Source organism: Bradyrhizobium sp. WSM4872, from assembly GCF_055811715.1.
The window spans coordinates 63,155-89,316 of record NZ_JBVVPT010000018.1; the positions used below are offsets into that span (position 1 = coordinate 63,155).

Genomic DNA, 26,162 nt, shown 5'->3' on the forward strand with positions numbered 1-26,162 from the left:
TCCGGGTAGGACAACCTCGGAAATGCGTTTCGCCGGGGTGCAAGGCGCCCCAAACTGGACTAATAGTCAGACTTTCCGATGATCCCAGAACCCGCACCCACGGTCCGAGAGCTTCTCGCCTTCTATCTGGAGGCCGGAGTCGATTGCACGCTCGCGGAGGAGCCGATCGACCGCCTGGCGGAATTGGATGTTCCACCTCCGGCCCCGCGCGCGCCACCTCCCGTCGAGGCTTCACGGCCGGCCGCCGCGCCCGCGGTGATGCGCGGCGAGGCGGCACCGGCGCCCGACGTCGCGATCGCCTCGGCGCGCGAGGCCGCGCGCACCGCGCCGACGCTCGAGGCGCTGCGCGAGTTGATGCAGAGCTTTGACGGCTGCGCGCTGAAGCACACGGCGACACGGCTGGTTTTCGCCGACGGTAATCCGCAGGCGCGCATCATGTTCGTCGGCGAGGCACCGGGCCGCGACGAGGACATCGAGGGGCTGCCCTTCGTCGGGCGCAGCGGCAAGCTGCTCGATTTGATGATGGGAGCCATAGGCCTCAAGCGCACCACCGCCTACATCGCCAACGTGATTCCCTGGCGGCCGCCCGGCAACCGCACGCCGACGCCGCAGGAGACGCAAATCTGCCTGCCCTTCATCCAGCGCCAGATCGAGCTGGTAAATCCGGACGTGCTGGTGACGCTCGGCAATCCCTCGACGCAGACGCTGCTGTCGACCCGCGAAGGCATCATGCGTACCCGCGGCCGCTGGTTCGACTACGAGACGGGCGGGCGCACCATCCGCGCGCTGCCGACCTTCCACCCCGCCTATCTGCTGCGCTCGCCGTCGTACAAGCGGCTGGCCTGGCAGGATCTGCGCGCGATCGCGAAGGTGCTGGCGCAAGGCGCGCCATAGCGACACACGCGGTGTCATTCCGGGGCTCGCGAAGCGAGAGCCCGGAATCCATCCATCCACCAACTGCCGTTCGATGGATTCCGGGCTCGCGCCGGGCGGCGCGCCCCGGAATGACAAGCTACGTCCCCTTCGGCCGCACGATGGCCCAGCCGATACGCAGGAGTTGCTGGCGTCCGGTCACCAGCCATTCGAAGGCGCGCGGGACTTCCGGGACGATGCCGGGAAAGCGCGCGAGGATGTCCGGCGGCGGGGTGCCGGCGGTATCGGAGGCGCGCCAGACCACGACGCCACCGGTCTCGCTGAACTTGGCCTGATTGATCCAGGGCGTGCGCGCGGGCTCGGCATCGATGAAGAGATGGGGCCGGCCGGAATGCAGCGTGATCAGGCTCGCAAGCTGGGTCTCGCCGGCGACCGCGCGCAGACGATGATTGGTGCGGCGGGCAAAGCTCTCGTCGAAGAAGTCCGAAATCGCCCGCGCCGGCATCGAGGTCGCGATCTCGTTGGCACCGGTCCACGGCAGGAGCAGGACGGCGAGCACGACGCCGATTGCGGGCGCGATGACGGCGGCCGCCCAGACCATCCGCAGCATCCTCGCGCGACGCATCGCGATGAGATCGCCGGCTCCCACGACCACGGCAAGTCCCGACAACACCAGCACGACGCCGGCGCCGCCGACGACGGCATCGAGGCCCAGCAGGCCCGAGATCAGCACCGCTCCGAGCGCCGGCGCCAGCGCGAAGAAATAGACGAAATTGCGCGCGAGCGGCTCGACCGGCGGGCGGTAGATGATCGGCGCCTCCTCGCTCTTAGGAACGAACAGGCCGGTGTTGAGGACCGTCAGCGCCGGGATCGCCGCCGCACCGAGCAGGAGTCCCCCGAGCAGCCACGCCGCGTGCAGCGCGCGGGCATTGAGCTGGGCGACCTCAGGCAAGGCCGGCAGGACAAGCACCTCGGCGCGCATCAGCCAGACGGCATAGGGCAATGCCAGCACGGCGACGACCACCAGTGCAAACAGCGGGTCGAATGCGCGCAGCGTGCGGCGGCCGCCCGCGGTTGCGAGTGCGAAGACGACAATCAGCAACAGCAGGAAGATCGCAGCCGGCGTCGTCAGCAGCAAGAGGCCGGCCTCGATCGACCAGGCAAACCAGGCGTTGCCGCGGCGCTGCCCGATGATCTGCCAGGAATGCAGCAGCAGCAGCGCCCAGAGCGGCCGCGCCAGCACCAGCGGGCCGAAGTCGAGTGCGGGCGAGGAGAAGGCCAGCAGCGTCATGGTCAGCAGCACGGCCAGCACTGCCTGCTGGGCGCCGACCACCGCGCGGGACAGATGATAGAGCGAGATCAACGTCGCGACCCCGCAGAGCTCCGCCAGGACGTAGACGCCGAACACGTGGCCGCCGGCGGCGCGATAGGCGATGTCGGCAAGCCAGACCGGCAAGGGCGGGCCCAAATCAGTACCGACCTGGTATTCGCGGCCGAAGGCTAGCAGGGTCGCGAGGCTGCCGGGCGGGCTGCGATAAAACACCAGCGCCACGAACAGCCACATCGCCGCCTGGAGCAGCACGGCGATCCAGACGATCAGCCGCGGCCGCGCGCGAATGAGCTCGATGACCAGGGAGGTAAACCGCATGCAACGTCCGAAAGATACAGCCAACCCGTGAAGCCGGCCCTATTCGCTCACGATTGTTTTGATAGAGGGCGGCACGCGTCGTGGCAACCGAGTCTCGTCTAGAGATTTGCCGACGCGTCGACTTCCAGGCTCGTATCCACCTGTACCTCGATCTCGGTCACCGCAAACAGATCCTGCGCCTGCTCGACCGTCCAGGGCATGTGCTTGGCGCGCGCGGCGGCGACGGGGGCGAAGAAGCTGCGGTGGTGGACGGTGGGGCCGAGGCGGTTGAGCGCGTCGAGGTGCTCGGGCACGGCGTAGCCCTTGTGCTGCTCGAAACCGTAGCCGGGGCAGTCCTGCGCCAGCGCGCACATCAGGCGGTCCCGCGTCACCTTGGCGATGATCGAAGCCGCTGCGATCGACAGGACGATCCCGTCGCCGCCGATCACGGCCTCGCAATCGCATTCCGTGTCGAGCCGGTCGCGGCCGTCGACGAAGACGTGCCGGGGCTGCTCGGGCAGCGCCACCACGGCGCGCTTCAACGCCCACAGCGAGGCGCGCAGGATGTTGTCACGGTCGATGCGGGCGCGCGAGGCGACGGCCACCGAGACCTGGGCGGTGGCGCAGATCTTGTCGAACAGCCTTTCGCGCTCCTCGGCCGTCAGGCGCTTGGAATCATCAATGCCGCGCGGGATGCGGTTGGGATCGAGAATCACCGCCGCCGCCACCACAGGACCGGCCAGCGGCCCGCGGCCGGCCTCATCGCAGCCCGCCACCGGCCAGACGCCGCGCTTGATCAGCGCGCGCTCGCGACGGAAGCTTGGGGCGACGATAATGGCGCTCTTTGTGCCGGCCAGCGCCTTGGCGATTTTTTTGGGCGCAGCCTTCTCGTTCTTAGGCGCAGCCTTCGTGTTCTCAGGTGCAGCCTTCGTGGGCGCGCCTTTGGCCGGCTTCTTGGCGGATTGATCCCGAATCATGGTCGGGATCGTGCGCAAGCGGCATGGCCTGCGCAACCGGGAACCTCGGACAATTCCCGCTATTCAAGATTCAAGTCAGCCGCCCTATTCCGCCAGATGCACCCGCCGGTCCTCGCCGACGTCGATGCCGGGGGCGACCACGACTTCCCAGGGATGGCCGTCAGGATCGGCGAAATAACCGGAATAGCCGCCGTAGTCGGTCTCGTGTGCGGCCTTCAGCAGCGCGGCTCCCTTGCCGACGGCGAAGGCCAGCACCGCATCCACCTCCTCACGCGCGCGGCAGTTCCAGGCGAGCGTCATGCCGCGGAACGTCGATGGCCTCGGATGATCAGGCAATGTGGCGTCGGCCGCGAGCTGATCCCAGGGAAACAACGCGAGCACCGAACCGCCGGTGTCATAGAACGCAACGGCCTCGCCGGTCACCTTCAGCCGGCGCGAAAAACCGAGCGCATCGTAAAAGGCAATGCTGGCGCGGATATCATTCACGCCCAGCGTGATGACGGTAAGCCGCGGGATTGGAGCTGGCAGTTCCTGACTCATACGACGCCTCTCCCACTTCGTCGCTCAGAACAGGCTGAGCTGATCGCCGTTCCGCTTCGGCTTGGCAAAATGATCCGTCGTCAGCTTGGAGCGCCGTTTGTTCAGCCCGAGCCTGTCGCAGGCGATCTCGAAGCGGCGGCCGATCGTCCAGGCCATCGGCCCGGTGCCCTTCATGCGCTCGCCCCATTTCGCGTCGTAGTCGCGGCCGCCGCGCATGTCGCGGATCAGCGTGAAGACGTGGCGGTAGCGGTCCGGATAGTTCGCCATCAGCCATTCACGGAAGAGATCGCGCACCTCGAGCGGCAACCGCAGCAATACGTAGGAGGCTTCCTTGACGCCGGCATGGGCGGCGGCATCCAGGATGCGCTCGATCTCGGAATCATTCAGCGCGGGGATCACGGGCGCGACCATGACGGTGGTCGGAATGCCGGCCTCGGAAAGCTGCTTCAGCGCCTCCAGCCGCTTCGGCGGCGTCGATGCCCGCGGCTCCATGGTACGCGCCAGTTTCGGATCGAGCGAGGTCACGGAGATCCCGACCTTGGCGAGGTTGCGCCTGGCCATGCGTGCAAGAATGTCGATGTCGCGGGTCACCAGCGCCGACTTGGTGACGATCCCGACGGGATGGCCGGCGCGCTCCAGCACCTCCAGAATGCCGCGCATGATTTTGCGCTCGCGCTCGATCGGCTGATAGGGATCGGTGTTGGTGCCGATCGCGATCATCCGCGGCTCATAGCCCGGCGCCGCAAGCTCCTTCTCGAGCAGAGCCGGCGCCTCGGGCTTCACGAACAGCTTCGACTCGAAGTCGAGCCCCGGCGACAAGCCGAGATAGGCATGCGTCGGCCGCGCGAAGCAATAGACGCAGCCGTGCTCGCAGCCGCGGTAGGGATTGATCGAGCGGTCGAAGCCAATGTCGGGAGATTCGTTGCGGGTGATCACCTTGCGCGAGGTGTCGATCCCGACCGTGGTCTTGAACGGAGGCAGTTCTTCAAGGCTCTGCCAGCCATCGTCGAATGTGACGCGCGCCTCGGCCTCAAACCGGCCGCTGGCGTTGGACTGCGCGCCCCGGCCTCGCCTGCGCTGGCGGTCGATGGCGACCGCCAGCTCAGGGAAGTCAGAAGGCGCACCCGCCGGCTCGGAGGGCGCCGTGACCGGCGGGTGCTTGAGAGCATGAGAGGATGCTGGACTCATGAAGCCAAGATAGCACGCCAACGGAACAAATCAAGAACACAAACCAAAAACGTGAAAACAACCCCATGCACAGTAGAGCTGCCCAAACTTCGCGCGCCCGCTTTTGACTTCACGCAACAGTGGCGTCACGGCGATCCCGTTTGATGCTGCCGAAGGATCGATCTCGCCGGAACTCGGTTGGTGACGATCCCGGGTGAAGGTCGGCAGGAACATGACGAATCAACAACAATTGGCCGCCGCGAGCAGCGACCTCGATCTGCTCGATCGCTATTGGCGCGCCGCGAACTATCTCTCCGTCGGGCAGATCTACCTTCTCGACAACCCGCTGCTGCGCGAGCCGTTGCGGCCCGAGCACATCAAGCCGCGTTTGCTCGGCCATTGGGGCACGACGCCCGGTTTGAACTTCATTTATGCCCATCTCAACCGCGTCATCCGCGCGCTGGACCTGAACGTGATCTATGTCTGCGGTCCCGGGCACGGCGGCCCCGGCATGGTCGCCAACACCTATCTCGAAGGCAGCTACAGCGAGATCTATCCCGATATCGCGCGCGATACCGAGGGGTTGCGCAAGCTGTTCAGGCAATTCTCCTTCCCCGGCGGCATCCCGAGTCACGCGGCGCCGGAAACGCCGGGCTCGATCCACGAAGGCGGTGAGCTCGGCTACGCGCTGGTGCATGCCTATGGCGCGGCATTCGACAATCCCGACCTGATCGTCACCTGTGTCGTCGGTGACGGCGAGGCCGAGACCGGCCCGCTCGCGGCGTCCTGGCACTCCAACAAGTTCCTCAATCCTGCGCATGACGGCGCGGTGCTGCCGATCCTGCATCTCAACGGTTACAAGATTGCCAATCCGACCGTGCTCGGGCGGATGCGCGACGAAGAGATCCGCGATCTCTTCCGCGGGCTCGGTCACGAGCCGCTATTCGTCGAGGGCAACGATCCCAAATTGATGCATCGGACCATGGCAGACGCGCTCGACGTCGCGCTCGTCAGCATCCGGTCGATCCAGAAGCACGCCCGCGACGGCCGCAAGAGCGTCGAACGCCCGCGCTGGCCGATGATCGTGCTGCGCAGTCCGAAGGGCTGGACCGGCCCCAAGGAAGTCGACGGCAAGAAGGTCGAGGGTTTTTGGCGGGCGCATCAGGTGCCCGTCGCGAACTGCCGCGACAATCCGGCGCATCTGAAGATTCTCGAAGACTGGATGCGCAGCTACGAGCCAGAAAAGCTGTTCGACGCGAACGGCGCGCTCATTGCCGAGCTCCAGGCGCTCGCCCCCGAAGGCAATCGCCGCATGGGCGCCAATCCACACGCCAATGGTGGCCTTCTGAAGACGGAGCTGAAGCTGCCGGACTTCCGCGGCTTCGCCGTCGAGGTCGCTGAGCCGGGCGGCGTCGTGGCGGAGGCAACCCGCGAGCTCGGCAAATTCCTGCGCGACGTCATCCGCCTCAACGCCGAGGCCCGCAACTTCCGCATCATGGGCCCGGACGAGACCGCGTCAAACCGGCTCGATGCGGTGTTCGAGGCCACCGAACGGGTCTGGATGGAGCCGACAAAACCTTACGACGTGCATCTCGCCCAGGACGGACGCGTGATGGAAGTCCTGAGCGAGCATCTCTGCCAGGGCTGGTTAGAGGGCTATCTGCTCACCGGACGCCACGGCTTCTTCTCCTGCTACGAGGCGTTCATCCACATCGTGGATTCCATGTTCAACCAGCACGCCAAATGGCTGAAGGTGACCCGGCATCTGCCGTGGCGGCGACCGATCGCCTCGCTCAACTATCTGCTCACCTCGCATGTCTGGCGCCAGGACCACAACGGTTTCAGCCATCAGGATCCAGGTTTCGTCGATCTCGTCGCCAACAAGAAGGCCGACATCGTCCGCATCTACTTCCCGCCGGACGCCAACACGCTGCTGTGGATCGCCGATCATTGCCTGCGCACCTATGACCGCATCAACGTCATCGTCGCCGGCAAGCAGCCGGCGCCGCAATGGCTGTCGATGCAGGAGGCAGCCACGCATTGCGATGCCGGCATCGGCATCTGGAGCTGGGCCGGCACGGAAGACGCGAATGGCGAGCCCGATGTCGTGATGGCCTGCGCCGGCGACGTGCCGACACTGGAAACGCTCGCTGCCGTCGATCTGCTGCGCAAGGCGCTGCCCGAGCTGAAGATCCGCGTCGTCAACGTCGTCGACCTCATGACGCTGCAACCCAGGGAGCAGCACCCGCACGGTTTGTCCGACCGCGACTTCGACGGCCTGTTCACGCGCGACAAGCCGGTGATCTTCGCCTATCACGGTTATCCCTATCTGATCCACCGGCTGACTTATAACCGCACCAACCACGCCGGCATGCACGTCCGCGGCTTTGCCGAGGAAGGCACCACGACGACGCCGTTCGACATGGTCGTGCTCAACGAGCTCGACCGCTATCACCTCGCGATCGAGGCGATCGAGCGCGTGCCGGGGCTCGCGACCAGGGCGGCGCACGTGAAGCAGCAATTCCGCGACAAGCTGATCGAGCATTCGCGCTATGTGCGCGAATACGGCGAGGACATGCCGGAAATCCAGGGATGGGTCTGGCAGAACAGCGCCGGCGGCAACACGCCGGCAGAGGCGGGCGACTGACAGCAGCGATGTCGAACACAGTTCTCGTTCTCAACTCGGGATCCTCGAGCATCAAATTCGGCCTGTTCGATATCTCGGCGGCCGGGCCCACCCTGCTCTGCAAGGGCCTGCTCGACGAGCACGAGACGAAGCCGCGGCTCGTCGTGAAGAGCCCCGAGGGCGAAGACCTGTTCGAGAATCGGAGGGAAGCGTCGGATGCGGCCAGCGATCACCTGTTCGCCGACGTGCTCGGCTTCATCGAGGATCGTTTCGGCGATCGTCGCTTGCGCGCCGTCGGCCATCGTGTCGTCCATGGCGGTCCGCACTATTCCGCGCCGGTCGAGCTGACGGACGATGTCACCGCAAAGCTGGAGGCGTTGACGCCGCTGGCGCCGCTGCACCAGCCGCGGTGCCTGGCGCCGGTCCGTGCCATCAGGGCCATCAGGCCCGACCTGACGCACATTGCCTGCTTCGACACCGCTTTCCACCACGGCATTGCGCCGCCTGCCAGCCGCTTCGCCATCCCGCGGCGTTATGAAGAGCGCGGCGTCCGGCGCTACGGATTTCATGGCCTCTCGTTCGAATATGTCGCGGGACGGCTCGCCCGAATCGCGCCGCAGCTCGTACCGAAGCGCACTGTGATCGCGCATCTCGGCAACGGCGCGAGCCTGTGCGGCTTGCGCGACGGCCGCAGCATCGACACAACGATGGGGCTGACGCCGCTCGACGGGCTGGTGATGGGCACGCGCTGCGGCAGGATCGACCCGGGCGTGCTGCTCTATCTGCAACAGCACGAGAAGATGTCGGTCGAAGATGTCCAGCACCTGCTCTATCACGAATCGGGACTGCTCGGCGTCTCCCGCATCGCTTCGGACATGCGCACGCTGCTTGCAAGCAGCGAAGCTGCGGCACGGGAGGCGGTCGAGCTCTTCACCTTCCGCGCCGCGCAGGAAGTGGCGGCGATGGCGACAACGCTTGCCGGGCTGGACTGCCTGGTCTTCACCGGCGGCATCGGCGAGCATGCCAGGGAAATCCGCAGTGCGATCGGTGAGCGTCTCGACTGGCTCGGAGTGCGCATCGATGCGGCTGCGAATGATGCGGCGCGCGAGCGCATCAACAGTGGCGATAGCACGGTCGATGTCTTCGTCATTCCAACGGATGAGGAACTGATGATCGCACGGCATTGTGCGGCGGTGCTGCGGGCCGTCTGCTCGTGATCAACGGCGTACGGTCGGCGTTGCTTCCCTTCTCCCTTGCGGGAGAAGGTGGCGCGAAGCGCCGGATGAAGGGTTCTTTCGTCGCTTACATATGCATGTGAGTATGCGGAGACATACCCTCACCCCTGTGAGTTTGTGTCTCATCGCGGTGCTGCCCTCTCCCGCAAGGGGCGAGGGCGCAGTCACGAGCATCTCGATCGCAGGGTAAATTGATCCGGCGGCCCGCGCATTCTAGTGCGTCCCCGACCAAATCTGGAAACACCCGATCGCGACCTCGATCACGATCAGCACCACCACCGCGATTTCGAGGCGGAGCGAGCGCTGGGTATCGATGATGTCGGTAAGCGCGTTTGCGGTCGCGGACACGGCGGCGAGCTTGCGCTCGAGCGTGTCCAGGCGCTCCTTCAGTTCGTACTCGTCTTCAAGGCGGGCATAGAGCCGGTCGAGTTCGGGTTTCTCCCAGAGCACGTCGGGTTTCTCGGCCACCGCAACACGGCCGGCGACGCGCTGCTGGACGAGAAGCGCATTGCCGATCAATTGCAAGATGCCTTTGCGCCGGGGCGGCGTGCGGCCCTGCTCGGCGAGCTTGCGCGCAAATGGCTCGATCACGTCGAAGACCGCGGCGACGCGGCGCTCGTCACGTGCGAGCGAGGTGCTCTTTGCAAGCGCGTCCGCGATCAGCAACAGCCGGTCGTCGGAGAATTTGGCGAGGCAGATCGGGCCGCCCGGCTGGATAGCCTCGGCGCTTTCGTCCTTGCAGAGTTGCGCATGTGCGATCTCTTCCTCGTAGGGGCTGAACTCGCCGATCACGCGGGGCTTCAGGCTGTCGATCAGCACTTTCTCCTCCGAAGGGAGGAGACCGATCAGCACCACGACGCCGTAGCGGAAGATGACCGCAAGGCCGGCATGGACGCGGAAGGCGGCCGGCGTCGATGAGACTGTCGCGCCCATTTCGAGTCCGGAGGGATTGATGCGTTCACCGAGCATCACGGCGCGTATCCGCAAGGTCGGTGCGCCGTCCGGCCTGGGAGATGTGGCTGGCGAGTTAACAGCAAGTTGATCGGCGTTCATTCGAAGCCTCTTCAGCAGCACCATTGCACGTTTTTCCTGTTCTCGCGCTCGTCCGCTATCGCATCCTCCTCTTGCAGGATTGCGAACGGCCGGTGCGCCGGGCAATGTTGCGGCACATCTCCGGACTAATACGGACAGGACAGGCTTGGGGCGACAGATTGGCAATATCGCGGCCCTGTACGGGGCATATTTGGATGCGGCAGCTGCAGCGGTTTACCATCGTATACCGAAGCGGGGCCGGAAAGTTGCACTCGGCAGCGTCACATGTTTTATGACTCCATCATAATGAGCTACGCTTCTCCCGAAGTGTGGACACTGAAGCTTCAATCATGCTGAGCGTCATCATTCCGACCGAAGGCGTCGAGCAGACCGCGGTCGCAACTCTGGCCGCGCTGGTACCCGGTGCCGCCGCAGGCATCATCCGGGAAGTGCTCCTGGTCGACGGCACCCGCAACGGCGTCATCGAGCGCGTTGCCGACGTCGCGGGCTGCCGTTTCATCGGCTTCGAAGGATCCACGCAAGGCGCCGCGCTTGCCGCCGGCGCACTCCAGGCCCGTTCGTCCTGGCTGATGTTCCTCCCTGCCGGCGCCGTGCTGGAAACCGGCTGGATCGAGGAAACCACCCAGTTCATCCAGTCGGTCTCGACCAGCGGCCGGGATCGTGCGGCCGTCTTCCGCTATGCGCGCTCGCCCTACGCAGATGCCGGTTTCCGCGATATCCTCCGGGCCCTGATGCGCAAGCTCGTTGGGCCCTTCGGCGATCAGGGACTTTTGATCGCGCGTGATCACTACGACCGCATCGGCGGCTACCCGCCCCAAGCCCGCCGCTCCGAGGCGCGGCTGCTGCGGCGGCTCGGTCGCTCGTCGCGCATCATGCTGCGCAGCCGGATCGTCATGGTCGGCTGAGGCACCTAGATACTTGCCAAAGTCAAATAATTATTTGACAATGGCAAATATCGAGGTGACCCATGTCGTTCAATCCTTCCAACGACCACATCGCAGCGGTCCGCGCCTTCAACCGCTTCTACACCCGCAAACTTGGCGTGCTCGACCAGCACCTTGGAAAAAGCCCGTTCTCGCTCAGCGAGGCCCGCGTGCTCTACGAGCTCGCGCAACGGGACGACCTGGCCGCAAAGGAGATCGGCAACGAGCTTGGCCTTGACCCCGGCTATCTGAGCCGGATCGTGCAAAGCTTCGATGAAAAGGGCCTGATCACCCGCAAGCCCCTGCCCGCGGATCGCAGGCAATACCAGCTCAGCCTCACCGCCAAGGGGCGCCAGACCTTTGCCAAGCTGAACCTGGGCTCGCAAAATGAGGTCGCCGCAATGCTGGCTCAGCTTTCGGCCAGCGATGCAACGCGGCTCACACAGGCTATGGCGACCATCGAGGCCGTGCTGGAGCGTCGAAGCCAGCCCGCGGCTTTCATGCTGCGCAGCCATCGCGTCGGCGACATGGGCTGGGTCATCTCCCGGCAGGCCGCCGCCTATGCGGCCGACTACAACTGGGGCATCAGCTACGAGGCCCTGGTCGCCGAGATCTGCGCACAGTTCATCAAGAACTATGACGCCGCGCGCGAGCACTGCTGGATTGCGGAAGTGGGCGGCGAGCCGGTCGGCTCGATCTTTCTGGTCAAGGCTACGGACCAGATCGCCAAGCTGCGCCTGTTGCAGGTGGAAAAGAAAGCGCGGGGACTCGGTGTCGGCCGCGCGCTGGTCCAGCAATGCATCCAGGGCGCACGCGAGAGGGGCTACAGCAAGATGACGCTGTGGACGCAAAGCATCCTGGTCGCCGCGCGTGGCATCTATCAAAGTGCAGGCTTCAAGCTCGTGAAGGAAGAGAAGCACCACAGCTTCGGGCAGGATCTGATTGGGGAAACGTGGGAGCGGGATCTGTGATGCTGCAACAGCGGGCGAGATGCGCATGAATGTGCCCTCGCCCCCCTTGCGGGAGAGGGCAGCGATGCTGGTAAACCCAAGCTCACTTGGGTGAGGGGTTGTCTCCGCAAGCATCTGTGCAAATGGACAGATACCCCTCATCCGGCGCCATAGCCGAAGCTTCGCTTCGGCGTTCTCTGAGAACGACGGCCCAAGGCCGCCTATGCCACCTTCCCCCACATCCGCCTTCGCTAAAGCTTCGGCGGACATGAGCGGAGAAGGAATGTCCAACTACACCGTCGCGCCCTGCGCCTTTGGCCGGCGCAGGTGCTCGTCCAATCGCGGCATGATCTCGACGAAATTGCAGGGACGCGTGCGGTAGTCGAGCTGGGCTTTGAGGATGCCGTCCCAGCCGTCGCGGCAGGCACCGGGCGAACCTGGGAGGCAGAAGATGTAGGTTGCGCCCGCGACGCCGGCCGTGGCGCGGCTCTGGATCGTCGACGTGCCGATCTTGGCGTGGCTCAGCATGTGGAATGCGATCGAGAAGCCGTCCATGCGCTTCTCGAACAAGGGCTCGATCGCCTCCGGCGTGACGTCGCGCCCCGTGAAGCCGGTGCCGCCGGTGGTGATGACGACGTCGACGCCTGCGTCCGCAATCCAGCGGCGGATGACGGCGCGGATCGTCTCGACGTCGTCGGTGACGATCTCGCGCGCGGCGAGATGATGGCCGGCAGCGGCGAGACGGTCGGCGAGCGTCTGGCCGGACTTGTCGTCAGCCAGCGCGCGGGTGTCGGACACGGTGAGTACCGCGATGTTGAGCGGAACGAACTGTTTTGTTTCGTCGGTGGAGGTCATTGCAACTCACCTTCTTTCACCGCCCAATGCGTCATCCTAAGGTGCGCGCTCTTGCGCGCCTCGAAGGAGGGGCCACGGGCTCGCCATCCTTCGAGGCTCGCCAATTGGCGAGCACCTCAGGATGACGGATACCCCCTATTGGCCGCCGCCAAACGTGTTGCAGGCTTGGACGGTGCCCTGCTGGTAGCCGGTCATGAACCATTGTTTGCGTTGCGCCGCCGAGCCGTGGGTGAAGGAATCGGGTACGACGCGGCCCGTGGACTGGCGCTGCAGCGTGTCGTCACCGATTGCGCTCGCCGTGGTGAGTGCGGCGTCGATGTCGCCAGGCTCCAGGAAGTTCGGCCGCTTCTTCGCCTCGCGATTGACCCAGACGCCGGACAGGCAGTCGGCCTGCAATTCGACCTTCACCTGGAGTGCATTCGACTCTGCCTTGCTGCCGGCCTGCTGCTGCAGCCGCGTCACGCGCGGAATGATGCCGAGCAGGTTCTGGATGTGATGGCCGGCCTCATGGGCGATGATGTAGGCGGTGGTGAAGTTACAAGCGGACTTGCCGGAGCAGCCGCGAAAACGCGTCTCGACCTCGCGGAAGAAACCGGTGTCGAGGAAGATGGTCCTGTCCGGCGGACAATAGAACGGTCCCATCGCCGATTCCGCCCGGCCGCAGCGCCCGCCGTTGGTGACGTTGCGGAACAGCACGACCTTCGGACCGGTAAAGGACTGGCCCGAGGCCTGGAATATCTCGCTCCAGCGATCGTCGATCTCGCCGAGGATGCCGGAGATCATGCTGCCCATCTCGTCGGTCGGCGCGCCGCGCTTGGCGTTGGACGACGATTGGCGATCGGTCTGGTAGGACGGCGCCTGGCCGCCACCGGTGAGGATCTCGGCGCCGCCGATCAGGATGCGCGGATCGATGCCGAAGGCGTAGCCGACCAGGCCGAGTACGATGATGGTGCCGATCCCGAGCCCGCCGCCGCCCATGGGGAGGCCGAACCCGCCTCCTCCACCGCCGCCGCCACCATCGTCGCGACGATCCTCGATGTCGTCGCTGCGGCGGAAATCATCGTAGCGCATGGCGGCTTCCCTCGGTCCTGGCTCAATTCGGCGCAAGAGCGCGAAAGCTCAACGCGCCACATACGTAAAATTTCCCTTGCGTTAATCAATATCCCGCTCGGCAATTATTGCCTAGTACGACAGCAGGGCAATGCCAGCAATTTTTTCCGGGCGTCGAGCAATTTTTTCCGAGAGAAATTTGGAGTCTTTTTGCGCTCCGGTTACTCCCGCAACGCGAACAAATACGAAATACACTACAAAACATGGAGAATGCGCGGAGCGAACCGCGTGCAAGGCGCGATGTGAGGGCTGTTCACGAAAGCCACGGGTTAAGTCGATTTTTACTTTGCCGCTTCAATGTAACGGTCAGTCGGTTGTTTGGTCCCGCGTCGCCGACAGCGTCGCCTGAGTCAGAGTTCTTGAGTCATGGTAGAGTCGCGTCGCGGGGCGTCTGCAAGGGCGCCCCGCACAAATTTTGAGTCTCCTTCGCACAGCATCGTCCTCGGCGATTGCGTCGCAGAGATGTCGAAGCTTCAGGCTGGTTCGGTCGACCTGGTGTTCGCCGATCCACCCTACAATCTCCAGCTCAAGGGCGATCTCAAGCGCCCCGACGAATCCCATGTCGATGCCGTCGACGACGACTGGGACAAGTTCGATTCGTTCTCCGCCTATGACGATTTCACCCGCGCCTGGCTGCTCGCCGCCCGCCGCGCGATGAAGCCGTCCGCGACGATCTGGGTGATCGGCTCCTATCACAACATCTTCCGCGTCGGCGCGATCATGCAGGACCTCGGCTTCTGGCTCCTGAACGACATCGTCTGGCGCAAGACCAATCCGATGCCGAATTTCCGCGGCCGCCGTTTCACCAATGCGCACGAGACCATGATCTGGGCCGCGCGCGACGAAAAGGCCAAGGGCTACACCTTCAACTACGAGGCGCTGAAGGCCGCCAACGAGGACGTGCAGGCACGGTCCGACTGGCTGATCCCGCTCTGCACCGGCGAGGAGCGCCTCAAGGGCGCCGATGGCAAGAAAGTGCACCCGACGCAGAAGCCGGAAGGCCTGCTCGCGCGCGTGCTGCTGTCGTCCTCCAAACCCGGCGATCTCGTCATCGACCCCTTCAACGGCACCGGCACCACCGGCGCGGTCGCAAAGCGCCTCGGCCGCTCCTATATCGGCTTCGAGCGCGACAAGACCTATGCGAAAGCGGCTCAAGCGCGCATCGCCGCGGTCGAGCCGTTGCCGGAGGCAAGCCTCGCCCCGTTCATGACGGCGCGCGAAGCGCCGCGGGTTGCGTTCTCGGAATTGATCGAGCGTGGCATGATCATGCCCGGCACCAAGCTGTTCGACGCCAAGAAGAAGCTCGGTGCGCTGGTCCGAGCCGACGGCGCCATCATGTTCGGGGACAAGGTCGGCTCCATCCACCGCATGGGCGCGGTGGCGCAAGGCGCGCAAGCCTGCAACGGCTGGACCTTCTGGCACATCGAGACCAAGAAGGGTCTCAAGCTGATCGACGAGCTTCGCGCCGAGATCCGCGCCGGCATGGCGGCGGGGTAGCCTTTCTTTCGTATCCCGGAGCGCACCTCGTGGCGCGACCCCGGAATGACGAGACTGGTTGAACACGGCCGCCGCCGGGACTAGATTAATCTCCTGCGCCCCGTCCTGACCGGTCGAGCCATGCGACGACAGTCCGAGACATTGCTGCTGGTGCCGCTGCTGCCGATCTTTCTGGTCGGCATGTTTCCGATGTTCCTGATCGCGCTGCTGGGATTCTTTGGCCTCGCCTTGTTCGGCGTGCTCGTGGTCTGCGTCGGGCTCGCCAGCAGCAACGAGGCCCATGACAGCTTCAATCACGACGTCATCGTTCACGGCTACGCGCGCGGATCGGACCGCAAGGCGCGGGCCTCCGACATGCATATCGCCACCCGGCTCGGGCTGCGCCTGGAGCTCGTGGGCGCGGCCATGGTCATTACGGCGGCGATCGGCCTTTGTTACGCCGGCTGATCTGCGTGACGCGCAGATACCGCCCGGCAAACTCGCCGGTTGCCCTCCCCGATAAGGTTCAGGCAAGACAAGGCCGCTTGCGGACATGTTGCTGCCTCCACTCTCAGCCAACAAACACAGGGGAGATGCCCGATGCTCAAATTCTATTTCAATGGCTCGCCGAACCCGACCAAGGTCGCGCTTTTTCTCGAAGAGGCCGGCCTGCCCTTCGAGCCGGTGAAGATCGACACCCGCAAGGGCGAGCAGTTCGCGCCGGACTATCTGAAGATCAATCCGAACGGCAAGGTGCCAGCGATCGACGACAACGGCACCATCGTGTTCGATTCCAACGCCATCCTGCTCTATCTCGCCGAGAAGACCGGCAAATTCTTGCCGGCCGCCAATTCTCGCGGCGAGATGCTGTCATGGCTGATGTTTGTCGCCACCGGCGTTGGTCCGTATTCGGGCCAGGCCGTGCACTTCAAGCATTTCGCGCCGAAGGACCAGAACCACGATTACGCGCATAACCGCTACCAGTTCGAGACCGATCGCCATTACAAGATTCTCGACGGTCACCTCAAAGGCCGCCGCTACATGGTCGGCGACAGCTATTCGATCGTCGACATGGCGCTGTGGGGCTGGGCGCGGATGGTGCCGTTCAAGCTCGGCGACGATGCCTTCGCGCGATATCCGAACGTCAAGCGGCTGGTGGACGAGGTCACGGCGCGGCCTGCGGCGACGCGCGCGATCGCGCTGAAGGACAAGTTCACCTTCAAGGCGGAGATGGACGACGAGGCCCGCAGCAACATGTTCAAGCACATGACGACGAAAGTCGCCTGACCGCGCCAGGTCACAATGCGAGGCCACGCGCATGCGCGTGGCCTTTTGTTTTTGAGGCTCAGGCGGCGTGGACCGAGTTCAGGAAGTTGGCGACTTCCTGCTTCAAGCGGTTGCTGTCGGCCGACAGCGAGCGTGCCGCCGAGAGCACCTGCGAAGAGGCCGAGCCGGTCTCGGACGCGCCGCGCTGCACGTCGCCGATGTTGGACGATACAAGCTGCGTGCCCTGGGCCGCCTGCTGGACGTTGCGGGAGATCTCCTGCGTCGCCGCACCCTGCTCCTCCACGGCGGCGGCGACCGTCGACGAGATCTCCGACAGCCGCTCGATGGTGCCGCTGATTTCCCTGATCGAGCCGACCGATTCCTCCGTCGCGGCCTGGATGCCCGAGACCTGCTGGGCGATCTCGCCGGTGGCCCTCGCGGTCTGCTCCGCGAGCGCCTTGACCTCCGAGGCGACCACCGCAAAGCCGCGGCCGGCTTCACCCGCGCGCGCCGCCTCGATGGTGGCATTCAGCGCCAGGAGGTTGGTCTGGCCGGCGATGGTGCTGATCAGCTCGACCACGTCGCCGATGCGGGCTGCAGCCTTGGACAGCTCGCTCACGCGCGCGTTGGTCTTGCTCACCTGACCGACGGCTTCGCCGGCGATGCGCGCCGATTCCTGCACCTGGCGCGCGATCTCCGTCACCGAAGAGGACAACTCCTCGGTCGCGGAGGCGACCGCCTGCACATTGGCCGAGGCTTCCTGGGAGGCGGATTGCACTTCGGTGGAGAGATCCTGAGCGCGCCTCGCGGTCGCGGTCAAGGTGCCGGCCGAGCCCTCGAGCTCCTGCGATGCCGAGGATACGGTGTCGACGATCTCGCCCACCGCCTGCTCGAACTGACTGGCGAGCCGGGCCATGTCGGCCTTGCGGCTCTCGGCCTGGCGGGCCTCGGTTGCCGTCTGCTCGTGGCGCAGCCTTTCGGTCTCGATCATGTTGGTCTTGAAGACGTCGATCGCCTTGGCCATGTCGCCGATCTCGTCGGCCTTGCCGCGCGAGGGGATCTCGACGGCGAGATTGCCCCCGGCAAGCAGCCCCATTGCGCGCGTCATCGAGGTCAGCGGCCCCACGATGCTGCGGGCGGTCAGGAAGGCGACGACCAGTCCGAACAGGACGGCGAGGCCCCCGGCGATCCCCTGCAGCGAGGTCGTGCCGTCGATCACGGCATCGGCCGCGGTGCGCGAATCGTTGTAATCGGTCTTCAAGGTGGTTTCCGCGACCTTGAGCTTGGCGATGCTCGCAGAGATGAGCGGTGCGAGATCCTTGTGGTAGATCTCGTCGGACCGCAGCATCGCGGCAGAGGTCGTTTCGAACGCGGATTTGTAGATACCGAGGGCGGTCTTCACAGGCGTCAGAGACGAGCGAAGGTCCGCCGCCTGCGGGCTCCTTTCGACGGCTGCCAGCCGCTGCACCGCCCTGTCGACATTGGTTCTGAAGGCGGTGGGCCCGTTGGTGTCGCGCAGAGCGAGGAAGCGCCAGTTCGCGATTCGAACCAGCAGGACCCGGGACTCGAGGTCCGCGACGAGCGACACCGTGTCGTCGTCAGCGGCGGCGCGGGCCACATCGACCAGCTTGGCCATCTTGACGGTCAGCTCTTCGCCACTCGGCAACAGCGTCGCCTTGCCGGTCCGGGCCTCGTTGACGGCGTCGCCGAGACTGTCACGCAGGCTTTTCATTTTGGCGATGTCGGCGATCAGATCGTTGTAGAGCTTCCGCCGATCCTCCGAGAGGGTGCCCTTTGCTCCGAGCTGCAACAGCCCGGTCGCCGCGTTCTCTCGCTCGGCAGCCTCCCGCATCGCAGGCTCGTTGGCGTCGTAGACGTAGCGCAGATTGGCTCGCTGGATGGCCTGAAGATGGGTCGATATCTCCAGGATGCGCGCCGTGCTGTCCGACAATTTGGAGAGTTTTGCGACCTGATCCTGGACGGACTGCAAATTCCAGATGGCGACCACCGCCATCACAAGACCAACCGCCACCAAGGCCATGAAACCCGCGTACAGGCGTCCCCTGATCCGCAAACGAAACTTCGGCATTCCCACTGTCCACTCAGAAGCATGTGAATTCGGGCGGACGAACAACTCCGGCCATTGTCGCGCCGCCCTGGCAGCCGCGCGTCGCGTCTTTCGCGACCCACGCTGCACCGCGACACAATGGGGGACACTCGTTAATTGAACCTTCAAATTTTTCGCGCGCGTATGCGCCAGGCGGCACAACATCTGCTGATTTTATCGGCAGGTGAGCAAGGTTTTGGTGCGAAACCCGCAGCGGCCTGCATGCCGCTGCAGCCTACCGGCCTGCGCGACCAACACGCCCCTCGCCGACCGCAGCGGACGGCACCGGCCGGCGGACGCGACGCCGCTCGATCCGCTCAGCTCGCGGCCCTCACGATCGTTTGCGGAAACGGGCCGAGGGCCTTCTCGGTCAGCACCGAGTCGCAATATTCTCGGATCTCCTTGATCTTGCCGTCCTCGAGCCGAAACACGAGACAATAGTCGTTGTCGTAGCGCACGCCTTCTGGCGTGACATTGTCGCCCTTTGCTTCGACGACGACGATATCGCCGTCGGCGATGAAGCGGTGGGCGACCGTCCGTGTCCGGTCGACAAGACGGGTCCGCACATAACCGTGCAGATCGTTGAGGATCGCCTGTTTGCCCGAAAAGGTGCGCGACCAGGAGTACTGGCCGGTCACGATCCATTTGGCGTCGTCGGCAAGACTTTCGGTGAACAAGCCGCGGTCGCGCGCAGCCGGATCGAGGCTGGCGGCGGCTGCAAAGATATCCTGCATCAGTTTCTTGTTGGCGCTCGCGTTCATGGCGGCATCTCCCTTGGTGAGAACAATCGAGATCATCGCCGCCGGCTCTAAATTCTTCAAATCGATAGTGGATATGATATCTATTCGCTCTATGAATTTGAATTCGCTCGACCTCAATCTCCTGACCGCGCTCGACGCACTGTTGCGCGAGGTCAGCGTCAGCCGCGCCGCCTTGCGGATCGGGCTGTCGCAGCCGGCGGCGAGTCATGCGCTCCAGCGTCTGCGCGACATCTTTGGCGATCCGCTCTTGGTACGCACAGGTGCCCGGATGGAACTGACGCCGCGGGCGCAAGCCTTGCGCGCGCCGCTGGCGCAGGCGCTCGATCAGGTGCGCGGGCTGTTCCTATCGGATGAATTCGACGCGGCGCGCAGCGAGCGGCAATTCCGCCTGATGATGCCAGATCTCGCGGTCGAGCTGTTGATGCCGCCCTTGATGGAAAAGGTGACCCAGGCCGCGCCCAATGTCCGAATCGACGTGGTGCCGTGGCGGGGGCCTGCGATCTTCCACGCGGAGTTCGCCCGCACCATCGATCTCGTGATCTCGATCGGCAACGCCTTCAAGGGCTTTCACCGCCAGCTGCTCTACACCGACAGCGACGCGCTGGCGGTACGGCGCGGCCACCCCGTGGCCACGAAGCTGAAGCGGCGCGAGATGTTTCTGGCCGCACGCCATGTCGGCGTAATCATCCGCGGCCAGCCGGAGGACCTGATCGACACCTGGCTACGCACCAAGGGCATCGACCGGCACATCGCTCTCGTCGTCCCGGGTTATCTCGAAGCGCTGCACGTCGCCGCCCGCACCGACCTCGTCGCCTTCGTGCCGCGCCGGCTGATCGCGGCGCTGTCCAAGCAGCTCGGCCTCGTCACGGTGACGCCACCGCTCGACCCCGGCATCGACGAGCAGTTCATGTTCTACCCGACCCGCGCACAGATGGATCCGGGCTCGATCTGGCTCAGGCGGCTGATGCTGGAGACGGGACGGCAATTGGAGAAGAAAGCTTCTTAAGAGGCGGCTTCACCAATCTCGGTGTCGTCCCGGACAAGCGCAGCGAAGCGGAGCGCTGATCCGGGACCCATAACCCCAGGGCGTAGTTTGACGAAGACTGGTCGTTCGGTACTTCAACCGAGCACAATCGATAGATTCCGCGGTATGGGTCCCGGTCTGCGCTTGCGCTTGCGCTTGCCCGGGACGACATCGAGTTTGTCACGCCTTCTGCGCGTCCATCACCTTGCGCACGGCGGGACGGTCGGACATGCGCTTGAAATGATCGGCGATCTTCGGCGTCGCGTTGATATCGACGCTATCGCCTTCGAGCCAGGTCGACAGGGTGTAAAGATAAGGATCGCAGATCGTGTACTGTTCGCCCATCACCCAGGGTCCCTTGTACATCTTCTGCTCGACCAGGGCGAAGCAGGCGCCCATGGTCTTCGGGATCATCGCCTTCATGTCGGCGAACGAGCTTTCTTCGCTCGCCCAGCGCGCGCCGCGCATCTTGTGGGCATGGTTGATGTGCACGGTCGAGCAGAGGTAGGAGTTGAAGGACTGCACCTGGGCGAAGTCGAAGGGATCGTCGAGCGGCGCGAGCTTGGCCTTGGGGAACGTCTGCGCGAGATAGGCCAGCATCGCCGGGGTCTCGGTCAGGACACCGCGATCGGTCACCAGCGCGGGGACGCGGCCTTTCGGGTTGATCGCGAGGTACTCCGCGCTGTTCTGCTGGTTGGTCTTGAAGCTCAGCCGCTCGGCCGCGTAGTCGGCGCCGGCTTCTTCCAAAGTGATGTAGGTGGCGAGCGCGCAGGTGCCGGTGGCGTAGTAGAGCTTGAGCATGTCGGACCTCATGGGAAAGCCGGAAGTTAACGGCTGCGGGCCCCGAGGTCCATAGCATGGCGTTTTCGGTGCTCTTGCTCTTCGCAGTTGCCCACCGGCGGCCGGCTGTGCCAAGACGCCCCTAGTTGGAGGGCTTTCCCATGACCGTACTCATCGCCGGTGGCGGCATCGGCGGGCTGACGCTTGCGCTCAGTCTGCACGGAATCGGCATTCCCGTGAAAGTGTTCGAGAGCGTCGCCGAGCTGCGGCCGCTCGGTGTCGGCATCAACGTGCTGCCGCACGCCGTGCGCGAGCTGATCGAGCTCGGGCTGATGGACAAGCTCGATGCCGCCGGCGTGCGCACACGTGAGTTGGCCTATTTCTCCAAGCACGGCAAGCCGATCTGGAGCGAGCCGCGCGGGCTGGAGGCCGGCTATAAATGGCCGCAGTTTTCGATCCATCGCGGCACGCTCCAGCAATTGCTGCTCGACACCGCGATCGAGCGCCTTGGCCGCGACAACATCCTCACCAGCCATCATCTGACCGGCTGGAGCGAAACCGCCGACGGCGTGCGCGCCGATTTCATCGACAAGGCCACCGGCAGGGCCGCGGGGACTTACGACGGCACGATCCTGATCGCCGCCGACGGCATCCATTCCGCCGCGCGAGAAAAACTCTATCCCGACGAAGGCCCGCCGATCTGGAACGGCCGCATCCTCTGGCGCGGCGTCACCCCTGCAAAAGCCTTCCTCAGCGGCCGCACCATGATCATGGCCGGCCACGAGATCCTGAAATTCGTCTGCTATCCGATCTCGAAGGCGCCGGACGCCGCGGGCAACCATCTGATCAACTGGGTTGCCGAGCGCCACATGCCGCCGACATATCAATGGCGGCGCGAGGACTACAACCGCACCGCGCGGCTGGAAGAGTTCTTGCCCTGGTTCGAGAGCTGGCAGTTCGACTGGCTCGACGTGCCCGGCCTGATCAAGAACTGCCCGCATGCCTATGAATATCCGCTGGTCGATCGCGATCCGGTGTCACAATGGACTTTCGGCCGCGTCACGCTGATGGGCGACGCCGCACATCCGATGTACCCCATCGGCTCCAACGGCGCCTCGCAGGCGATCCTCGATGCCCGCACCATCACCCGCGAGATCCTGGCGCACGGCCCGACGCAGGCGGCCCTGCTCGCCTATGAGGCCGAGCGGCGGTCCGCAACCACCAGTCTCGTCCTGCTCAACCGCAAGAACGGCCCCGAACAGGTGATGCAGCTCGTCGAGGAGCGCGCGCCCGACGGCTACAAGGTCGTCACTGACGTGCTGTCGCAACAGGAGCTCGAGGATGTTGCCGCCAACTACAAGCGCGTCGCCGGCTTCCAGGTGGAAGCGCTGAATGCGAAGCCGCCGATCGTGAGCGCGGGTGCGCGCGCGACGAAATGAGTATTCGCACGAAGCGAGACGCACGTTGATGGGCCCTCGCCCCTTGCGGGAGAGGGCAGCGACGCCGGTAGACGCGGACTCACTCAGGTGAGGGGTCTGTCTCCGCGAAACCAACTCGCATTAGAACTCGCTGAACCAACCCCTCATCCGGCGCTTCGCGCCACCTTCTCCCACAAGGGGAGAAGGAAGGAAGAGTGCGCGGCAGCTATTTGCCCACCACCCTCGCCGCTTCGAGCAGCCGCTCGCTCGCGCTTGCCGTCGCCAGCACCGTTCCGTCTTCCGCCGTCAGCCTGGCCTCGACGAATGCAATCGTCCTGCCGAGCTGCGTCACCTTGGCCTCGCCGATAATCGGTCCGGGCTTGGCGGGCGCCAGGAAATTCACGGTCATGCTGATGGTAGTGGTGTAGAGCCGGCCCTCGCTCATCACCAGCACGGCGGGGCCCATCGTGTCGTCCAGCATGGCCGAGAGCATGCCGCCCTGGATGAAGCCGGCTGGATTGCAGAACTCCGGCTTGCCGTCGAAGGCGAGCTTGATCCAGCCTTCCCCGGGACGGGCATCGAGCAGGCGCCACCCCAATAGCTCGGCACAGGGTGGCCTGGGAAAGTTGTCCAGCGCGGTCTTGATCATGCGAGCCTCCGTTGCCGGCCACAGCTAACGCAGGCCTGCTGCCAGCATCTTGTCAGCAGGATGGGCTGCTAGGGGGTCCAATCCATGCGCAATCACCTTACGCATGACGTTGGGCAATGCTTCGTCGGCCAGAGTGGCGATGGGCACCCAGCGCATGCCGGCGGGTGCCCGCGTCCGCGCTTCCACACTCGCCGTGTAGACCACCAGTTCCAGCGGAAAATGCGTGAAGACGTGGGTGACGACGCCGACCTTGCGCTGCCAGCGCGACAACCCCTTCAACTCGGGCGCCTGCTGTTTTGCCTTGGCGTCGTCCTGTCCGGCCAGCCAGTCCGACCCCGGCACCTCGGTCATGCCGCCAAGCAGACCCTTTTCGGGGCGGCTGCGGACGAGAAGCTCGTCGCCGCGCGTGACAACGAAGGCCGCGCCGCGCCGTAACGCGCCGCTCTTCTTCGGCGCCTTGCGCGGAAACGTTTCCTGCGTTCCCAGCGCGCGCGCCGTACAATCCTCATTGAGTGGGCATAGCGAGCAGGCCGGCTTTTTCGGCGTGCAAATCGAGGCGCCCAGATCCATCAGCGCCTGCGCGCTGTCGCCGGCGCGAGAGTCCGCAAGCAGCGTCGCCGCCAACTCCTGAATCAGCGGCTTGGCCTGCGGGAGATCTTCTTCAACTGCAAAGAGCCGCGAGACCACGCGCTCGATATTGCCGTCGACCGGCATGGTGCGGCGGTCGAACGCGATCGCCGCGATTGCTGCCGCCGTATAGGGCCCGACGCCCGGTAGTGCGCGCAGACCCAGTTCGGTGTCGGGAAAGGTGCCGCCATGCTCGCGCGTCACCGCAACCGCGCAGGCATGGAGATTACGAGCGCGAGAATAATAGCCGAGCCCGGCCCACATCCGCAGCACGTCCTCCTGCGAGGCCCGTCCGAGCGCGGTGACATCCGGCCAGCGCGCGACGAATTTTTCGAAATAGGGCCCGACCGCCTTCACCGTGGTCTGCTGCAGCATGATCTCGGACAGCCAGACGCGGTAGGGGTCGGATGCCTCGCCGGGCGCAGCGCGCCAGGGCAATCGGCGGCGGTGGCGGTCGTACCAATCGAGCAGCGCGAGTGGGCGCGACGAGGTCTCCGGCTGAAGCGGTTCCGATTTCGCTTTAAGGGCGGATTTGGGGCTCATGCTCGCACTGTAGCGGCAATGCACCGATCTCTCCACGTCATGCCCACGCTGGGCGCGGGCATCCACGTCTTTCTTCGCGGCGAAGAGCCTGTGGCCGACGCCCCGGAGTGCTATAAGGTCCCATGTCCAAGCTTCGCCCCATCAAACCAGGGCCCATCAGCGCCAAGCCGCTGTCGCTCCTGCTCAACGACGTCTTTGCCGAGGCCTATGCCAAGCAGGGATTTGCTGCCCGTGAGTTGGTGACGCGGTGGGCGCAGATTGCCGGGCCGGAGATCGCGGCCCATGCCGAGCCGCTCAAGATGCAATGGCCCCGGCCGGTCGAGGGCCAGCCGCAGGAGCCGGCAACGCTGGTGCTGCGGGTCGAAGGGCCGATGGCGCTGGAGATCCAGCACTCCGCCGATGTGATCCTGCAGCGGGTCAACCGGTTCTTCGGCTGGAGCGCGGTCGGCAAGCTGGCCTTCCGCCAGGCTCCGCTGTCGCGCGCCCGACGGCCAACCCGGCCCGACCCGCCGGATGCCAAGTCGGTGGCCGAGGTAGCTGAGCGCCTGGGCGACATCGAAGATGAACAATTGAAGTCGGCGCTGGCGCGCCTCGGGGCCGCCATCAAGCGAAATTGAGCCTTATTCTGCGGCCAAACTGGACCTGTCCTTGCCGCTCGCCATTGCCTCAAACGACGTTTCAAGCTAGCGACAGGCCGTCTGAATAGGAATTTCGGGCGACACCACGCCAATCCGGGAGCCGACCTTGATCATCACCCGCCGCGCCTTCAACACGATGCTGTCGCTGACCGGGCTTGCCGCGGTCGCCGGGCTCTCACCGCTGCGGTTCATCTCGGAAGCTATCGCGCAGGCCGCTGGCGACGTCGCCAAGCCGGTGTCGCTGCCCGACATGGCGCTGGGCCCGAAGGACGCCGCCGTCACCATCACCGAATACGCCTCGATGACCTGCCCACATTGCGCGGCCTTCAACGAGCAGGTGTTTCCCAAGATCAAGTCGGAATACATCGACACCGGCAAGGTGCGTTACGTCTTCCGCGAGTTCCCGCTCGACATCAAAGCCGCCGCCGGCTCGATGCTGTCGCGCTGCATCGCCAATGGCGACGCGCCGAAATACTTTGCCGTCACCGACATGCTGTTCCGCCAGCAGAACGACTGGGTGGTGAAGAACACCACGGAGACCCTGACCCGGATCGGCAAGCAGGCCGGTCTCACCCAGCAGCAGGTCGAGGCTTGCCTGAAGGACCAGGCGCTGCTCGACAAGATCGCCGCCGACCAGAAATATGCCAGCGACGTTCTGAAGGTCGATTCGACGCCGACGTTCTTCGTCAACGGCGAGAAGATCAAGGGCGAGACCTCGTTCGAGGAATTCGCCAAGAAGATCAATCCGCTGCTCAAGAGCTGATTCGCTCGTCAATATCCTGATTCGCATCTCGATAGCCGTATCTTTCCCGGCATAAATCCCTTGGGAAAAGCGGCTTTCGCCGGTTGCCCTCGCGGCACACCGCGGCCATTGTCCAGCCGCATGAGGCGCCTCGCGCGACTCGCCCGGATAGCGACACTGCCTTCCATGGTATTG

Annotated in this window: 25 protein-coding genes; 12 read left to right on the top strand and 13 right to left on the bottom strand. The window is 64.8% G+C overall.

Annotation, left to right across the window (positions count from 1 at the left end; all coding sequences use genetic code 11):
• The first annotated feature begins 78 nt into the window (after positions 1-78).
• Positions 79-894, top strand: coding sequence for a uracil-DNA glycosylase (locus AC0L3C_RS22890; protein ID WP_473409042.1), 816 nt, complete (start codon positions 79-81; stop codon positions 892-894).
• Between the two features lie 118 nt (positions 895-1,012).
• Here AC0L3C_RS22890 and AC0L3C_RS22895 read toward each other — a convergent pair whose 3' ends face one another.
• From AC0L3C_RS22895 to AC0L3C_RS22915, 5 genes are all read right to left on the bottom strand, one after another.
• Complete coding sequence (locus AC0L3C_RS22895) at positions 1,013-2,521, bottom strand: glycosyltransferase family 39 protein (protein WP_473262869.1); 1,509 nt, start codon at positions 2,519-2,521, stop codon at positions 1,013-1,015.
• Between the two features lie 98 nt (positions 2,522-2,619).
• A complete protein-coding gene (locus AC0L3C_RS22900) occupies positions 2,620-3,477 on the bottom strand; it encodes a ribonuclease HII (protein WP_473278949.1) in 858 nt (285 codons plus the stop codon).
• 84 nt (positions 3,478-3,561) lie between these two features.
• Positions 3,562-4,017, bottom strand: coding sequence for a VOC family protein (locus AC0L3C_RS22905; RefSeq protein WP_473262867.1), 456 nt, complete (start codon positions 4,015-4,017; stop codon positions 3,562-3,564).
• A gap of 24 nt (positions 4,018-4,041) precedes the next feature.
• The gene (locus AC0L3C_RS22910; protein WP_473262865.1) at positions 4,042-5,205 is read right to left on the bottom strand and encodes a PA0069 family radical SAM protein; all 1,164 of its coding nucleotides are present in this window, start codon (positions 5,203-5,205) and stop codon (positions 4,042-4,044) included.
• A 30-nt stretch (positions 5,206-5,235) separates the two neighbouring features.
• Complete coding sequence (locus tag AC0L3C_RS22915) at positions 5,236-5,418, bottom strand: hypothetical protein (protein ID WP_473409043.1); 183 nt, start codon at positions 5,416-5,418, stop codon at positions 5,236-5,238.
• On the opposite strand from AC0L3C_RS22915, the gene AC0L3C_RS22920 reads away from it, so the two are divergent.
• Together AC0L3C_RS22920 and AC0L3C_RS22925 are read left to right on the top strand one after the other, a co-directional pair.
• A complete protein-coding gene (locus AC0L3C_RS22920; protein WP_473409044.1) occupies positions 5,417-7,831 on the top strand; it encodes a phosphoketolase family protein in 2,415 nt (804 codons plus the stop codon). The two genes, AC0L3C_RS22915 and AC0L3C_RS22920, sit on opposite strands and share 2 nt — an antisense overlap.
• A gap of 8 nt (positions 7,832-7,839) precedes the next feature.
• Positions 7,840-9,027 (top strand): acetate/propionate family kinase, encoded by a 1,188-nt coding sequence (locus AC0L3C_RS22925; protein ID WP_473409045.1) that lies wholly within the window; start codon positions 7,840-7,842, stop codon positions 9,025-9,027.
• 231 nt (positions 9,028-9,258) lie between these two features.
• Here AC0L3C_RS22925 and AC0L3C_RS22930 read toward each other — a convergent pair whose 3' ends face one another.
• Positions 9,259-10,098 carry an RMD1 family protein gene (locus tag AC0L3C_RS22930; RefSeq protein WP_473262861.1) on the bottom strand — a complete coding sequence of 280 codons (840 nt, stop codon included), beginning with the start codon at positions 10,096-10,098 and terminating at the stop codon, positions 9,259-9,261.
• A 329-nt stretch (positions 10,099-10,427) separates the two neighbouring features.
• Here AC0L3C_RS22930 and AC0L3C_RS22935 point away from each other — a divergent pair, with 329 nt between their 5' ends.
• Positions 10,428-11,003, top strand: a complete 576-nt coding sequence (locus AC0L3C_RS22935; RefSeq protein ID WP_007607113.1) for a glycosyltransferase family protein — start codon at positions 10,428-10,430, stop codon at positions 11,001-11,003.
• A gap of 62 nt (positions 11,004-11,065) precedes the next feature.
• Positions 11,066-11,992: a bifunctional helix-turn-helix transcriptional regulator/GNAT family N-acetyltransferase gene (locus AC0L3C_RS22940; protein ID WP_473262860.1), complete on the top strand. Its 927-nt coding sequence runs from the start codon at positions 11,066-11,068 to the stop codon at positions 11,990-11,992.
• Between the two features lie 270 nt (positions 11,993-12,262).
• Here AC0L3C_RS22940 and moaB read toward each other — a convergent pair whose 3' ends face one another.
• Both moaB and ypfJ read right to left on the bottom strand, forming a co-directional pair.
• Positions 12,263-12,826, bottom strand: a complete 564-nt coding sequence (gene moaB / locus AC0L3C_RS22945; RefSeq protein ID WP_473409046.1) for a molybdenum cofactor biosynthesis protein B — start codon at positions 12,824-12,826, stop codon at positions 12,263-12,265.
• A 135-nt stretch (positions 12,827-12,961) separates the two neighbouring features.
• Positions 12,962-13,897 carry a KPN_02809 family neutral zinc metallopeptidase gene (gene ypfJ, locus AC0L3C_RS22950; RefSeq protein WP_027516429.1) on the bottom strand — a complete coding sequence of 312 codons (936 nt, stop codon included), beginning with the start codon at positions 13,895-13,897 and terminating at the stop codon, positions 12,962-12,964.
• Positions 13,898-14,302: 405 nt separating this feature from the next.
• On the opposite strand from ypfJ, the gene AC0L3C_RS22955 reads away from it, so the two are divergent.
• The 3 genes from AC0L3C_RS22955 to AC0L3C_RS22965 all read left to right on the top strand — a co-directional run bounded on the left by AC0L3C_RS22955 (position 14,303) and on the right by AC0L3C_RS22965 (position 16,699).
• Entirely contained in the window at positions 14,303-15,433 is a 1,131-nt protein-coding gene (locus AC0L3C_RS22955; protein ID WP_007607106.1) for a site-specific DNA-methyltransferase, read from the top strand.
• A 120-nt stretch (positions 15,434-15,553) separates the two neighbouring features.
• On the top strand, positions 15,554-15,880 hold the full coding sequence (locus AC0L3C_RS22960; protein WP_473262858.1) for a hypothetical protein: 327 nt from the start codon (positions 15,554-15,556) through the stop codon (positions 15,878-15,880).
• Between the two features lie 132 nt (positions 15,881-16,012).
• Positions 16,013-16,699 carry a glutathione S-transferase family protein gene (locus tag AC0L3C_RS22965; RefSeq protein WP_473409047.1) on the top strand — a complete coding sequence of 229 codons (687 nt, stop codon included), beginning with the start codon at positions 16,013-16,015 and terminating at the stop codon, positions 16,697-16,699.
• A 58-nt stretch (positions 16,700-16,757) separates the two neighbouring features.
• Here AC0L3C_RS22965 and AC0L3C_RS22970 read toward each other — a convergent pair whose 3' ends face one another.
• The gene (locus tag AC0L3C_RS22970) at positions 16,758-18,767 is read right to left on the bottom strand and encodes a HAMP domain-containing methyl-accepting chemotaxis protein (RefSeq protein WP_473262856.1); all 2,010 of its coding nucleotides are present in this window, start codon (positions 18,765-18,767) and stop codon (positions 16,758-16,760) included.
• A gap of 335 nt (positions 18,768-19,102) precedes the next feature.
• Positions 19,103-19,546, bottom strand: coding sequence for a nuclear transport factor 2 family protein (locus tag AC0L3C_RS22975; protein WP_473278944.1), 444 nt, complete (start codon positions 19,544-19,546; stop codon positions 19,103-19,105).
• A gap of 91 nt (positions 19,547-19,637) precedes the next feature.
• Here AC0L3C_RS22975 and AC0L3C_RS22980 point away from each other — a divergent pair, with 91 nt between their 5' ends.
• Positions 19,638-20,552, top strand: coding sequence for a LysR family transcriptional regulator (locus AC0L3C_RS22980; protein ID WP_473409048.1), 915 nt, complete (start codon positions 19,638-19,640; stop codon positions 20,550-20,552).
• Positions 20,553-20,750: 198 nt separating this feature from the next.
• Here AC0L3C_RS22980 and AC0L3C_RS22985 read toward each other — a convergent pair whose 3' ends face one another.
• Positions 20,751-21,371, bottom strand: a complete 621-nt coding sequence (locus AC0L3C_RS22985; protein ID WP_473409049.1) for a glutathione S-transferase family protein — start codon at positions 21,369-21,371, stop codon at positions 20,751-20,753.
• A 140-nt stretch (positions 21,372-21,511) separates the two neighbouring features.
• Here AC0L3C_RS22985 and AC0L3C_RS22990 point away from each other — a divergent pair, with 140 nt between their 5' ends.
• Entirely contained in the window at positions 21,512-22,789 is a 1,278-nt protein-coding gene (locus AC0L3C_RS22990) for a flavin-dependent oxidoreductase (protein ID WP_473409050.1), read from the top strand.
• A gap of 205 nt (positions 22,790-22,994) precedes the next feature.
• On the opposite strand, the gene AC0L3C_RS22995 is transcribed toward AC0L3C_RS22990, so the two are convergent.
• Both AC0L3C_RS22995 and mutY read right to left on the bottom strand, forming a co-directional pair.
• Positions 22,995-23,417: a PaaI family thioesterase gene (locus tag AC0L3C_RS22995; RefSeq protein WP_473262853.1), complete on the bottom strand. Its 423-nt coding sequence runs from the start codon at positions 23,415-23,417 to the stop codon at positions 22,995-22,997.
• A 24-nt stretch (positions 23,418-23,441) separates the two neighbouring features.
• The gene (mutY, locus tag AC0L3C_RS23000; protein WP_473409051.1) at positions 23,442-24,587 is read right to left on the bottom strand and encodes an A/G-specific adenine glycosylase; all 1,146 of its coding nucleotides are present in this window, start codon (positions 24,585-24,587) and stop codon (positions 23,442-23,444) included.
• A 122-nt stretch (positions 24,588-24,709) separates the two neighbouring features.
• Between mutY and AC0L3C_RS23005 the strand changes: the two genes are divergently transcribed.
• Both AC0L3C_RS23005 and AC0L3C_RS23010 read left to right on the top strand, forming a co-directional pair.
• Entirely contained in the window at positions 24,710-25,204 is a 495-nt protein-coding gene (locus AC0L3C_RS23005) for a DUF721 domain-containing protein (RefSeq protein WP_473262851.1), read from the top strand.
• Positions 25,205-25,331: 127 nt separating this feature from the next.
• Positions 25,332-25,988 (top strand): DsbA family protein, encoded by a 657-nt coding sequence (locus tag AC0L3C_RS23010; protein ID WP_007607089.1) that lies wholly within the window; start codon positions 25,332-25,334, stop codon positions 25,986-25,988.
• Positions 25,989-26,162: the final 174 nt, after the last annotated feature.

Coding starts and splice junctions, on each gene's coding strand:
- mutY (WP_473409051.1), bottom strand. CDS start 24,587: ATGAGCCCCAAATCCGCCCTTAAAGCGAAATCGGAACCGCTTCAGCCG.
- moaB (WP_473409046.1), bottom strand. CDS start 12,826: ATGACCTCCACCGACGAAACAAAACAGTTCGTTCCGCTCAACATCGCG.
- AC0L3C_RS22985 (WP_473409049.1), bottom strand. CDS start 21,371: ATGCTCAAGCTCTACTACGCCACCGGCACCTGCGCGCTCGCCACCTAC.
- AC0L3C_RS22940 (WP_473262860.1), top strand. CDS start 11,066: ATGTCGTTCAATCCTTCCAACGACCACATCGCAGCGGTCCGCGCCTTC.
- AC0L3C_RS22915 (WP_473409043.1), bottom strand. CDS start 5,418: ATGTTCCTGCCGACCTTCACCCGGGATCGTCACCAACCGAGTTCCGGC.
- AC0L3C_RS23005 (WP_473262851.1), top strand. CDS start 24,710: ATGTCCAAGCTTCGCCCCATCAAACCAGGGCCCATCAGCGCCAAGCCG.
- AC0L3C_RS22895 (WP_473262869.1), bottom strand. CDS start 2,521: ATGCGGTTTACCTCCCTGGTCATCGAGCTCATTCGCGCGCGGCCGCGG.
- AC0L3C_RS22890 (WP_473409042.1), top strand. CDS start 79: ATGATCCCAGAACCCGCACCCACGGTCCGAGAGCTTCTCGCCTTCTAT.
- AC0L3C_RS22935 (WP_007607113.1), top strand. CDS start 10,428: ATGCTGAGCGTCATCATTCCGACCGAAGGCGTCGAGCAGACCGCGGTC.
- AC0L3C_RS22910 (WP_473262865.1), bottom strand. CDS start 5,205: ATGAGTCCAGCATCCTCTCATGCTCTCAAGCACCCGCCGGTCACGGCG.
- AC0L3C_RS22960 (WP_473262858.1), top strand. CDS start 15,554: ATGCGACGACAGTCCGAGACATTGCTGCTGGTGCCGCTGCTGCCGATC.
- AC0L3C_RS22975 (WP_473278944.1), bottom strand. CDS start 19,546: ATGAACGCGAGCGCCAACAAGAAACTGATGCAGGATATCTTTGCAGCC.
- AC0L3C_RS22980 (WP_473409048.1), top strand. CDS start 19,638: ATGAATTTGAATTCGCTCGACCTCAATCTCCTGACCGCGCTCGACGCA.
- AC0L3C_RS22920 (WP_473409044.1), top strand. CDS start 5,417: ATGACGAATCAACAACAATTGGCCGCCGCGAGCAGCGACCTCGATCTG.
- AC0L3C_RS22930 (WP_473262861.1), bottom strand. CDS start 10,098: ATGAACGCCGATCAACTTGCTGTTAACTCGCCAGCCACATCTCCCAGG.
- AC0L3C_RS22965 (WP_473409047.1), top strand. CDS start 16,013: ATGCTCAAATTCTATTTCAATGGCTCGCCGAACCCGACCAAGGTCGCG.
- AC0L3C_RS22970 (WP_473262856.1), bottom strand. CDS start 18,767: ATGCCGAAGTTTCGTTTGCGGATCAGGGGACGCCTGTACGCGGGTTTC.
- ypfJ (WP_027516429.1), bottom strand. CDS start 13,897: ATGCGCTACGATGATTTCCGCCGCAGCGACGACATCGAGGATCGTCGC.
- AC0L3C_RS22900 (WP_473278949.1), bottom strand. CDS start 3,477: ATGATTCGGGATCAATCCGCCAAGAAGCCGGCCAAAGGCGCGCCCACG.
- AC0L3C_RS22955 (WP_007607106.1), top strand. CDS start 14,303: ATGGTAGAGTCGCGTCGCGGGGCGTCTGCAAGGGCGCCCCGCACAAAT.
- AC0L3C_RS22995 (WP_473262853.1), bottom strand. CDS start 23,417: ATGATCAAGACCGCGCTGGACAACTTTCCCAGGCCACCCTGTGCCGAG.
- AC0L3C_RS22925 (WP_473409045.1), top strand. CDS start 7,840: ATGTCGAACACAGTTCTCGTTCTCAACTCGGGATCCTCGAGCATCAAA.
- AC0L3C_RS22905 (WP_473262867.1), bottom strand. CDS start 4,017: ATGAGTCAGGAACTGCCAGCTCCAATCCCGCGGCTTACCGTCATCACG.
- AC0L3C_RS22990 (WP_473409050.1), top strand. CDS start 21,512: ATGACCGTACTCATCGCCGGTGGCGGCATCGGCGGGCTGACGCTTGCG.